3 protein-coding genes are annotated in these 12,392 nt (G+C 48.0%); all 3 read right to left on the bottom strand.

What is annotated here, in order from left to right; translation table 11 throughout:
* Window positions 1-11 precede the first annotated feature (11 nt).
* Complete coding sequence (locus ACKTT9_RS13020) at window positions 12-5,045, bottom strand: Ig-like domain-containing protein (protein WP_407871914.1); 5,034 nt, start codon at window positions 5,043-5,045, stop codon at window positions 12-14.
* A gap of 281 nt (window positions 5,046-5,326) precedes the next feature.
* Entirely contained in the window at window positions 5,327-8,842 is a 3,516-nt protein-coding gene (locus ACKTT9_RS13015; protein WP_407871913.1) for an Ig-like domain-containing protein, read from the bottom strand.
* Between the two features lie 380 nt (window positions 8,843-9,222).
* On the bottom strand, window positions 9,223-12,369 hold the full coding sequence (locus tag ACKTT9_RS13010; RefSeq protein WP_407871912.1) for a LamG-like jellyroll fold domain-containing protein: 3,147 nt from the start codon (window positions 12,367-12,369) through the stop codon (window positions 9,223-9,225).
* Window positions 12,370-12,392: the final 23 nt, after the last annotated feature.

Here is a 12,392-nt window from a genome sequence, read left to right as displayed (position 1 = left end):
CCATCTATTTATTACTCTATTTTGGATGCTACAAACGCTAGGTCGTCAATATCGATTTTACCGTTGGCCACAACGTCTGCTTTTTTCGCTTGCTCCCAATCCGGGCTGTTCGTATCTTTGCCATAGTTAGCTGCTACAATAGCCAAATCGCCAATCGTCACTTTCATATCATTCGTAAGGTCGCCCGGCATGCCTGGAGTCGGTGCAATAATGGATACGCTGTAGCTGGAAGCCGCTGCTTCCGCTTCTCCTCCTTGTGCATCCCCAAGAACGGCCTTCGATATCGTGACGATACCCGTCGTATTTTGCGTGACGGCTTTCGCTCGGAAAGTCAGCTCCGCCACTAGCGCATTACCGCTAACCGCATGAGCTGTACCTTGACTTACAATGATCATTCTCAGCTTGCCTGCTGATTGCGTGATCGGCTCGATAATGGTGACGCCTTCAATCACAGATTTCGCAGAGACAAACTCCATCACATTGGCATCATATTGAACGGTCACATCTTGGGCCAATGCCGCTGTTGCTACGCTTTTCAAACCGTATGTGACTATGAACGGGTCGCCGGACTGAACGGTGCTTCCTCCCGTTAGCTCTGTCGAGAGCGTCATCGGTGAAGCCGCAATGTTTACCGTAATAACAGCCTCTTCAGAATCGGCTATACCGTCATTGGCTTTGAACGTAAACGTATCTGTTCCAGTAGCGCCCGGGTTCGGTGTATACGTGAACGCACCTGTTGCCGGATCCGTAATTACCGCTGTCCCTTTCGTGCCATTAACGGCAATCGCATACGTCAAGGCATCCCCATCATAACGGCTGACCGATAAGTTGCCTGTATAAACAGCGTCTTGCACGGTGTTGACAGCTGAGCTTACTGCTGTAGGGCTCTCATATAAGGAGAGGGAGAAATCGTCGATGTACGCTACTTTTCCATCATTGCTCGCATTCGTATTTTTCCATGAATAAATGTTGGCCGATGTATTTGCAGCTCCTGTTTTGAAAATGATTTTACCTTCTGAGTAATCCAGTGTGCTGATTGATTTTGAAATCTGGCTGCCGCCATAATTTTTGACGCCGATGCTTTGCGTATTTCCGGCATCCATAACTTTGATCCAACCTCTGGCTACATAGTTCGTATTCGGCGTCAAACCGCTTACCACTTGTTCTGCGCCAGAATTGTTGCTCATGAATTTCACGGCATTGCTGCCGGAATGCACATGGGCAGGATCGCTTATGATGGCGGCTCCCGTACCATAAAATGAAGTCCAACCAGGAGGCGGCGTTGTTGTGCCGGCTTCAAATCCGCCGTTTTGGAGCAAGTTCGACTGCGCAATCGCTACCGTTACTGTTCCGATATTGGAATCGAGCAAGCCATCGGATGCTTTGAACGTGAAGCTATCATTCCCTGTAGCGCCTGGGTTAGGTGTATAGACGAAATCGCCTGTCGTACTATTCAACAGTTGAACCGTACCTAAAGACCCATTGCTCACAATTGAAAATTGCAGCTGATCGCCATCAGGGTCGCTTGCAGAAAGCTTGCCTGTAACTGGGCGGTCTACTTTCACGCTGTATTTCGCATTCGAAATCAAAGGACGGTGATTCACTCCCGTTGTCTCTCCTTGGTATTCGAAAGCTCCAATATCCGCGAATCCTTTGTATAACGAATCGCCTTTATAATCTTTACCGCCGTTATTCGTTATCGCCATCCCTGCATTAATCGCAGGCGAGTCCGGTTGCAGCTCGTAAGCATTGGCTGAAGCCAACCCTGCTCCTGCACCACCTGGATTCACAAACTTAGGTTCAGCGGTCACCTTGTTGGCATCGTTAGGCTCATTGGCAGGATGAACGCCTCCCGCTTCGTAAAACACATTGTTGCTGAATAATGCATTGCTCCAGCTGTTGTTCAGCCAATTCGTTGGTGTCGTCGTGTTTGTGTTATAGAAAATATTGTTATAGAAGCTATAGCCGCTTTTCACTGTGTTGCCTGAGCCCATAATTTGGTTTTTACTACCATCATAATAAAACACATTATTGTAAATAGAGCCCGTTGTCTTTTCGTCAAAAGCAAAGTGTCTGAATATAATGCCGTCGTTCTGACTTACGTTGTAGCGCAAAACATCATTCTCATTGGTTCCCATCAAGAGCATAAAGCCCATCGGATTGTCATGACTGTAATTGTATTGGTAAACCGTATTAATCAGGAATTCGTCGAAGTCAAAGGCGCATCCGTCCTGATTATTCGCAGGGCCTCCCGTAACCTCGTTGTACTGAATGAGCGTATTCTTGGCGACTGCCAGCCAAATTCCTGCAATGGCATTGCTGCTCGCAACCCGCGTACCGAATTTGTTCAAATAGTTATATTCCAGTACAGCCCCATCCGTATCCCGTAAAATAATCCCGTCGCCGCCTACATCCTCCATCGTGTTGTGGGCAATGTAAAAGCCCGTGTTCCAATTGCCATATTTAAATGTGGCTGTCGTTGAGAAGGAATCATCGCCAACGTAGTTCGCATGAGCCGCAACACGAATGGCAACGCGATCGACTTTGCGAATCGTATTATTTTCAACCTTCACATCATTGAATCTGGCCTTCGTCACTTGGCTTGTTGGAGCCGTTCCTTTGACGACGCCGATAATGCCGCCATTTTCTTTAGGACCTGCATTGTTGTTGCCGTCAATATCATGAACATAACAGTTGCGGATATAAATGTGGTTATACACCCGATCGCTTTCATTGGCATCGATGGTAAAGAAAATACCTGCACGAAGCGCAGCAGAATCGTTATTTTCGACCGCAAAATTGTCATCATTCGTTACTTCTAAATTGTTAAGCTCCCAGTATTCCTGATTTTTCAGAAAAACAGCTCCTGAGTTGTAGATCGTGGTTGAGTTGTAAATCGTTTGATCGAAATTATTTCCCTTACCGTTAATAATAGGCCTGCTGCCTGTGCCATATTGGTCGATGATAATGGGATTGCCTTCCGCTCCTGAACCTTTCGGCCATAATTGACCGTCCCATGAATCGCCGGCTTTGAGCAAAATCTTGTCGCCAGGAATAAATGTCGTCCCGCTGACTTTATTCAAGGTTTTCCATGGTGCAGCTGCGCTTAATCCATCATTCGTGTCATCGCCTGTGGAGGAACTGACATAGAAGGTATGGCTTCCTTGACCCGAGATTTGAATGTTCGTTTGACCGACAACACCGCTGCCGTCTTGCGCCGTTGCTTTGACCGTCACAGAACCATTGTCTATGGCTGTCAATAAACCGGTGCTGCTAATTGAAGCACTTCCCGTTCCATTCTCTACCGTCCAAGCCACATTGGTGGTTGGCGCTCCTCCAGGCTGAGCGGTCGCTCCCATTTGAAGCTGTCCGGCACGCGAAGTGATCTCTGTCGCTCCGCCTGCTCCTGTCACCGTCAGGGAAGTCATTTTGACATCGAACGTTAGCTGCAAAATATTGCTTTTTACACCGCTAGGATCATTGGCTGTCGCTTGAATTTGCACGGTGCCGGCTTTGACTGGCGTAAGAACGCCCGCGCTCGAAATCGTTGCAACATCCGCCCCTTGCAGGATCGCCCAAGTCACCGTTGGATCCGCCGTACCAACTGGTATGACTTCAGCGCTCAGTAAAACAGGATCAAGCGTTGTAAAGCTGGTTGCTCCTGCTGGCGCTTGAATCGAAATAGCTGCTGCTTTAATCGTCTGGCCTGTGATCGTAATTAAAGCGCTATCAGATAGTTCCGGCTTAACCGTAGAAGTCGCCGTTACCTTGACCGTCCCATTCCCCTTCGCAGACAATAAACCCGCTGCCGAAATCTCTGCGAGGTTCGTTGGCGTACCGTCTGCATTTTCGACTTTCCATGTGACGATGGCAGGAGCGCCGGCCGGATTTGCAGCAGCTAGCATTTGTAATGTACCTGCATCTGCTGTAATTACTGCCGCTCCACCTTGACCTGCTACTGTTAATCCTTCCAAATCAGCGGTTGTAACCGGGATCGAAAGAGTTGTCGAGAGACTGGTTCCAAGCTGCGTTGTTTTGATATCGTCGTAGTAAGTTACTGCATTATTGGGCAACCAATTGCCCAGCAGAGCGACGTATTGATATTTCGTTTCCGCTGTTGTTGTGCCAACCAAAGTCCCGTCTATGTACATTTTGGCATCCGTACCCGAATTTAGGTCCCATTTGAACTCATGCCAGGCTGGTGTTGTTCCACGATTTACGGATGTCGGAGAGAAAGACGAGCTCATCAATCTCGTAATAAATTTAGTCCCCGAACCTGTGGCACCGTCCCAATGTTCTCCCATGAGCAGGCCGGCTGATACATTCACGCCTCCGGATGTCGTTTTTGTACCGACATAGATATTGTTTCTGGATTGGTCAGAAGGAGAAGTTGCCCCAGCAGAACCATTATAAAACCATGCCGTAACTACCCCATTCAGCGCTGCACCCATATCAACTCTAACGGTATTCGTTGTTGGTCCAGTACGATTGGCACTATACGTGCCGCTATGCGCTGGAACACCTGCCCCTGTTTTGGCCACTACCGCTGTTGATGTCGTTGTCGTGGCACTCGGGTCATAGGTAAAGCTGCCAATATTCCCGCCTTCAAAACCTTCAAAATATTTTACATCCAAATACTTGATGTCCGCTTTAACATCCACAGGCACATTGCCCGAAGAGCCATCGTACGTCAAAATACCTGTTGCATCATCAATCGTTACACCTTGTACGGTTGACGTATAATGAACGCTGCCCAGCTCAGGGTCTGTCGAGTTGGAGGCGGTCGTCTTTTTCAACTCTACATCCGTACCATTGCTCATGCGGGCCATTACCTTCAACTGAACTTGCTCGCCGAGCGTCGCGATCTGCGCTTTGTCAGCAACCACATAGGTACTTACAACCGTGGGTATGGCTGATGGCGAAGGAATGACTGCCGCATAGGCTTTTTGGCTGCTGCTTCCGAGAGGAACATTCACCACATTGGCGGCCAAAAGCGCAACAGCACCTAGAGAAACAGTGCGTTTAAACGTTTTAATAAAGTGCATGATTCACGGCTCCTTTGTATCGTATGAGAAGCGATTGTCTTCTCCATATGATACAGTACGTATTGTCCAAATCGTGTGCATTATCTTTACTATTTCGTTTAATTTCTTTACTTGTTTCACAGAATGGATTCGACAAAGTTTTCTGTAAACATGAACTTTTGTAGAATAATGACACATTTTGTATCGGAAGTCACACACATTCGTACACGTTTAGAAAAGAGGGTAAAAGGAGATCAGAGAAAGGCTCTTGAAAGGCTCTTCTCTGATCTTTGCATGTTCAATTATTGGATGATTTTCGTTGCAATCGCTGCAAGGTCATCGATGTCAATGACGCCATTGCCACTTACATCGGCTGCCTTCACATCCTGCCAATCTGGGCTTGCTGTTGATTTACCATAATTCGCAGCTGCAAAAGCAAGGTCACCAATACTTACTTTACCATCATGGTTAATATCACCTGGAGTACCCACCGATATTTTCACTCCAACGGACGATACAGCTGCTGCTGTTTCCGTGCCCGTGCTGTCTGCGAGCATAGCACTTGCTACTGTGATTGTTGTAGATGCCGACTGCGAGATCGATTTTGCTCGGAAGGTTACCTCAACCAGCGGTGTCTCCCCCGTAATCGCGTTCCCTGCCCCTTCGCTAGCTAAAATAAGCCGTAATTTACCTGACGTATTCTTCGTAACGACTAGGCTTACTTTATCTTTCACCGACTTGGCCGACACAAAATCTAACAAGCTATCCTCATAATTGATCACAAAATCTTCGGCATAAACTTGACTCGTCACATTGTTCAAACCTAAACGAACAACGAATTCACTGCCTGGCGTGACAGAAGAAACACTGCTAAGCGTCGTCTCCGCACTGGAAGGTACGCCTGCTTCCACAGTCACTTGGCTTGTCGCCTGAAAACCTCCGTCAACGCTCGTGGCTGTAATTGTCACTGTCCCTGGTTTAATTCCGGTTACAATTCCCTTACCCGATTGATTCTTCACGCTTGCTATCGTTGCATCACTACTGCTCCATGTGACGTTCTTATTGCTCGCATTCACTGGCATTATCGCAGCCGTCAACTCTGTCGTCAGCCCTTGTTTGACCGTTGCCGAAGACTTATCAAGCTGCAAACCCGTAACTGGAACTTGAACGCTTGTATCCTCGCGCACTGCGCTCTTCAAATTCGGAAGCGTCTCTTGTCCTAGCGTATTGGCAACTACGGCTGTTTCCAATGAAGCAGTAGCAGACACATCTTGCGCTGTCGCTTGGATCTTCAACAAAGCTGCATCCGGTGTAATGCCGTTGTCTGCGCTGAGCACGACTCTTGTTTGTCCATTAGCGGACTCACTTCGGATAACCTTCACGCCTTCTTGAACGGATTCTACCGCCGTTACGTTCAGTCCGTTCGTTGCAACAACAATGTCCATCGCTTTGGCAGGGGACGCCGTATTGCTGACAGCCAACTCATAATACTTAAGCTGCTGCGTTGTTGGAGCTACCACTTTCGTCAGCTGTAAATTAGGCGCATCCGCTTTATTCTGATCTTTCTGTGCGACGAACATGCCGTTAATCCCTTGGGAATCACCGATGGTACTGTTAATGCCCAGCGCCTTCAACACCGTGGCAGCCAAATCTTTGGTCGTTCCACCTTGTAAAATTTTCTCCTTGCCCACATCGGTTGCCACCGTTCTTCCGTTTGCCGCAAAGAAAATCGTTGTCGCCAGCGGAGAATCCTGTCCGTGTGAAGTCGCGCTTCCCAGCGTCGTATTGGCGTTCTCCGTGCCTCCGCCGTGATCCGGCAGCATGACAATCAAGGTGTCATCCAGCAAGTTTTTGTCTCGAAGCGCATTGACAACTGTTCCTACGTTCAGATCCGTCTTCGTCAGCTGCTCATAATATTGCTTCGTGTAGAAGCCAATACCGTGTCCCGCATGGTCCATATCGTCGAATTGGATGAACATAAGCGAAGTGTCGAGCGCTTTACCGCTAGCCACATACTGCGCGAAAGCAGCTGCGTCCGCTTCATCGTTTCCTGTTCCGACTTCAACGCCCACAGACGGTTCGATATGCCCGTCCAAAATGTTTTTCCACTGCGCGAAAGCGACCATTTTCTTGTTCGGCAATGCTTCTCGTACCTTTTTGAAAACGGACGGATATGGAGAGGTCTCTGAATAATAATAAATTCCGCTTTCCGTGTTGTTGATTTGATGTTTGCTAAAGTCAACGCCATTCAACATAGCGCCCCAGTTCGGGGATGAGCTGGATGGCAGTGTCGTTTTGGCTGTGTAGCTTACAGCGCCTTTCTCAATTAGACTACGCAGGTTAGGCGCAATCTGCCTATTGCCGACCTGCTCCTTCAGGGAGCTTGGCGTCTCCCAATACGGCGCATTGGGCATCACAGACAAACCGCCGCCATCCATGCCGATGACGACAACCCTTTTATACGGAACGTATTGCGCGTTGCTGGCAATGGAGTTCTGCAGTTCGGCGGAATTACCTTGTGCAAGGGCAAGGTCGCCAACCGTGACAACGCCGTCCTTATTCAAGTCTTCTGTGGCTTTCGGATGAATTTGAACCGTCTCCGGCTGCGTATTAAACGTTTCATTCACCATTTTGGTCGTGCCGGCATAAAACTCTGCTTTGCTTACTTGAATCTGTCCTTGCCCGGAAGCCCCTTTTGTTTTGAAAAACACTTCAGAAATTCTCGATTTGCTGTATTCAAGCGGATTTGTTTGGCCGTAGACGATGCCTCCCGGAATGGTCAACTTCACGATCCCAGGTGTGGATGTATCTGCGGATACCGCGTTCGTTGCGTTTACAAACTCGAATAAGTTGCTGTCATAAGCGAGTTCAATAACTGATTTATCCACCGCCGTGCTCATCGTTGGCGTACGCAGATCCAAATTGACCCGGAATGTACCCCCTTGTACAGCATGTTCAGCCCCAATCAAGTTCAAGGAACCTTTAAAATTCTCATTCACCTCTATCGGAGGCGCGCTGTTAAACATATCCCCGGCTTCCTGTGCAGTTACAGCTCGTTTAATGACTTGCATTTCATCCACTTGCATGTCAAACGTGCTTACCTCGTAATTCCCTGTGCCATCGTTGCCGATCATCGTGGACAATCCCGAATCAATCGTTCCTGTTCTGCCGGCAATATTCATACTGCTCGATATGCTTTGATATAACGAGCCAGTTTTCACTGAAATAGCTACCGGTACTCCGTCTTTATAGAAATCCGCGCGCCCGGTTGCTCGATCATGGGAGACGACGATATGATGCCATTTTCCGTCAGCTACATTCGGAATCTCCGCATCCGCTCGCGACCCGCCCTGTGTGTTATAGTTCCATTTCAAACTATTATTCGGCTGTAATGATAAGGCATAACCTACATTGCTGCCGCTAGCCCAATTTTTGTTTGCAATAACCGGCGGATCGCTTGCTACACCAGGAGACTTCACCCAGAAAGCTAATGTAAAATTTGTACCTGTTCCGAATTGCAAATTAGCCGGCTTGCCCAGATTCAAATATTGCCTGTTCGCACTTGTCGAGTTGAGATTGAGTGCTTTCCCTTCTCTTCCCGCCACATAAGTTGGATTCCCCGCTGCTGTGACATTGGTTGCGTTTGTGGAGTTGTCGACAGCATTGTCCTCAAACTTCAATTGAAGCGCAAAGTCCGAAGCAACGACTGCGGCATAGGCGGTTTCCGCCACAAATGGCAGCGTAACCGACAAACTGGAAGTTGCTAAAAGCGTAGCTGTTAACGTAGACATGAACACTTGCTTAAACGTTACTTTCACTTGGACATCCTCCCGAAATAAAGTAATAGTTTTTGCTGCTTGCCAACATATTTACAAAACTAAAACAATACAAAAACACACAATAACAACTTGTTACTCTGTGATCTTATGCGAGAGAAGGGCAATTGACAAGTACTTAAACCGAATTTTACAAAACTAAAACAATGTAAATACACATAATAACAACCTATTAACCTGTCAGTTTATTCGAGATAATTAGCGATGGCAAGACCTTCGACAAAAGTTCCTACCATTCGTATTTTTTCAACTTTTCATACTGCACTCCCTAAGTCTTTCGGACACAACGGCCGTTATATGCACGAAAATAGTCCCAAAAGAGGAGACCCTCAATGAATCTAACAAGGGTCTCCTTCCTCTGTTTATTCCACCATTTTCGAAGCAATGAAGGCCAGATCGGAAATCTCAATCTCTCCGTCATTATTGAAATCCAGATGTTTAATGCTCGCCCAATCCGGACTTGACGTGTTTTTACCGTAGTTTGCTGCCATCATGCCCAAATCGCCGATCGATACTTTTCCGTCGTTGTTCAAATCGCCAGGAGTACCGGCAGGAATTGGTGTTACTTGAACGCTTAGAGAGGAATTTAACGCTTTGAACTCGTTACCCAGCTCATTCCCAAGCGTAGTGTCCGTCACTTCAATGAAGGTCGTAATGGCCGTAGAAGTCACTTTGGAGTTAAAAGTAAGCTTTAACAATTGCGCATTGCCTGTTACGGCGTGACCTGCGCCTTGGCTGGCGGTAATCAACCGAATTTTACCCGTTCCATCATTCGTTTTTCGTACGATGCTAAGATTCGGATACACCGGCTCCACCGATACGAATTCCATGACATTCGGATCATAGGTTAATGTGATATCTTCTGCATAAGCTTGCTGCGCCACATTGTTTACGCCATAAGCGACTTCGAGCGGCTGTCCGCCCTGAACGCTGGAGCTTCCCGTAAGCGTCGTGTAGGGAGCTTGCGGCGTAGCCGCAATCACTTTGATGGATGCAGACGCTTGCTTCCCGCCATACGTTGCCGTAACGACCGTTTCCCCTTGGGAAACACCGGAAATCGTATCGTTTGTTAGCGTAGCCAGCAGCGTATTGCCGATCTGCAACACAGATGCAGCTGTCACATCTTGGTTGGTTCCATCCGAATACTGCGCTTTTACCTTAACAGGTGTGGATTGTCCTTGCTGCACTTCATAGCTCAACGCATCAAAAGATATGGTTTGCAAGGTAGGCGCAGCTTGATTTTTCCTGCTATCCAGCAGCGTTTTTGCAGCTTGAAGGGAAGCGATCGCATTTACAGCCTGCTCCTTGGTCGTCGACCATGACTGGAACGTCCCCGTTGACCGAACGATTTCAGAGCGGTATTCCTCCATTGCTGCCTGCGGATACTGCCCTGGGCTGCTGCCTATAACATTCGGGTTGTCAGCAAGCGCCCGAGCTTGATTTAAGTCAGCGTATAGCTGGTCAAATTCGGTAATAGCCATCCGGTTGGCCTGCTCCTGATACGACTTTTGAACTTCATCCGCAGTAAGAGCGGTGCTGAATAGTCTGGCCACGCTGACATCGCCATTTAGCACGATACCGCCCTTATTACCGCTGGAAGGGTCAGCTCCAATGGCAAAATTCATATTCGGCTGCTTAAGTTGGCCTGTTGCATTCAAGGTCTTCACTTTTTGGCCATTTAAGTAAAGCACGATTTGGGTACCGTCATAGGTAGCCGCCAGATGATAGGGTATTCCTGCCGACAGGGTGACCCCTATCCGTTTATAGGCCCCGTCGATGTATGCCCACAACTCCACATTGCCACCGCTTGTCGATTCAAACGAGAGACCTCCGCTCTCCGTATTACCGAAAATCGCCTGATTGCGCACAGCGTTCATGATGAAGTCTGCTTCCAGCGTAAATTCGCCGACGACCTGTTTAATGGAGTCGCTTGGCGCGATCCGGAAATACTGATCGTTGGTTCCGTTCATTCTGCCCACATATTTTTTGAACACGTTGCTGTACACAATCGTCGCACCACTGCCATTCGCCACAGCATCATTGTGAGCTGTAGACCGATCCTTGCCTGTGCCGTCGGCAAAGTCGATGTCGATGACAGCCATTTCATCAATCGAAGCTGCCGGGGCCGTTCTAAACTCCGTCGTTAGCGCTGTGTCGCTGCGGTTGTTGAAGGAATCAAGCGCCCATATTTCAGCTCTGTAAGGCGTGTTTGGACGAAGGCCGGCAATGTCCAGTGACAGCGAGCTCGGAACAGGGTCGTAGTACCATTCTGAAAATGCTTTCAGCGACATGGACTGTACATTCGTATCCGCTTTAATCATATTGATTTCATACGAGTGCACCATCAAATTATCCGTTGCTTGATCGAATTTCAATTTGACTTTCTGCGCTTGAATTGAAGACGGATCTACGCTGGCATGTGCGCTTACAGGGAAAGCCGGCTTCACCTGATCGCGACTGTTTGTATAGGTGAATTTTGATTTGTCTGCTGGATAACGCACCACATAATCTTCGCCAGTCCACTTATTAGCATGAAAATCTCTGCGCTTAATGACAACCTGACCATCCTGTACCTCAACAATTAATCCCTGCATGATATGATCGTCTGGGAAATTCCCCTGTATTTTCCCTGGTTCAAGTTCTGGGTAGCTGATAGCTGACGTGCCTAGTGAGGTAAAATCCTGCTGGTGAATCGACCTGGGATCGTCAATCGGATAATGGGAATGTCCCGTAAACGTCACGACCTGCGGATATTTGCTTAATGCGTTATATAACTTGGTATTGAAATAACCCCAAAGATCGCTGCCGTAAACGGTGTCCTTGATGTGCTGGTGATGAAAGACGAAAATCGGCTTGTTCGGATCCGCATTTTCGGCCAGCTTTTGCTCCAGCCAGGCGATCTGGGCATCTGACATTTTGCCGTCTCTCGTAGAATCTTCCGTTCCTAACATAATAAAATGAAAACCGTTAATCCATTTATCGTAATAATAGTTTTCTGTGCCCGTCTTTTGTTCAAAGCGGTCTTGCGCAAGCTGAGGCGTCAGGCCATTGATGTACTCGTGATTGCCGATGACGAACAAATTGGCGGCTGAGGGCACTTTTTTTCGATTGAAGATGTTCATGACCGAATCGTATTCGGAAATGGCCCCGTGCTCCGTCAGGTCGCCTGCAATGGCGATGGCGTCATAGTCAGGCACCAACGTTCGAAGCTGATCCATCGCTTGCTCGAACTTGGGAGCGTCTGTCGCGCGGTTGCCCATCTGCAAATCGCTAATAACGGGAAAAACGAGATAGTTTCCGTCGGAACGCTTGCGTGGTGTATAGACGTCATCGGTCACGGAGGCTGATAGCGTTGCACTATTTACCGTTTGGCTGACCCCTGGCAAATCGATGCTTTCAGCTCTTGCTACTCCGTTTGTTTTCCCCGGCAAACTGTTAAGTGTCAAAGCGCCGATTACGAGTAAACCTACGGCTGATTTCCGGATTTTTGCAAATGACTTGGCATGCATCTGGAATTTACTCCTTTTCATTG

This window comes from Paenibacillus sp. P36 (genome assembly GCF_045866505.1).
Taxonomy (GTDB): Bacteria; Bacillota; Bacilli; order Paenibacillales; family NBRC-103111; genus Paenibacillus_E; species Paenibacillus_E chondroitinus.
The sequence above is the reverse complement of the archived record's forward strand: the minus strand, read 5'-3'. Positions and strand labels throughout refer to the sequence as shown.

Coding starts and splice junctions, on each gene's coding strand:
- ACKTT9_RS13020 (WP_407871914.1), bottom strand. CDS start 5,045: ATGCACTTTATTAAAACGTTTAAACGCACTGTTTCTCTAGGTGCTGTT.
- ACKTT9_RS13010 (WP_407871912.1), bottom strand. CDS start 12,369: ATGCATGCCAAGTCATTTGCAAAAATCCGGAAATCAGCCGTAGGTTTA.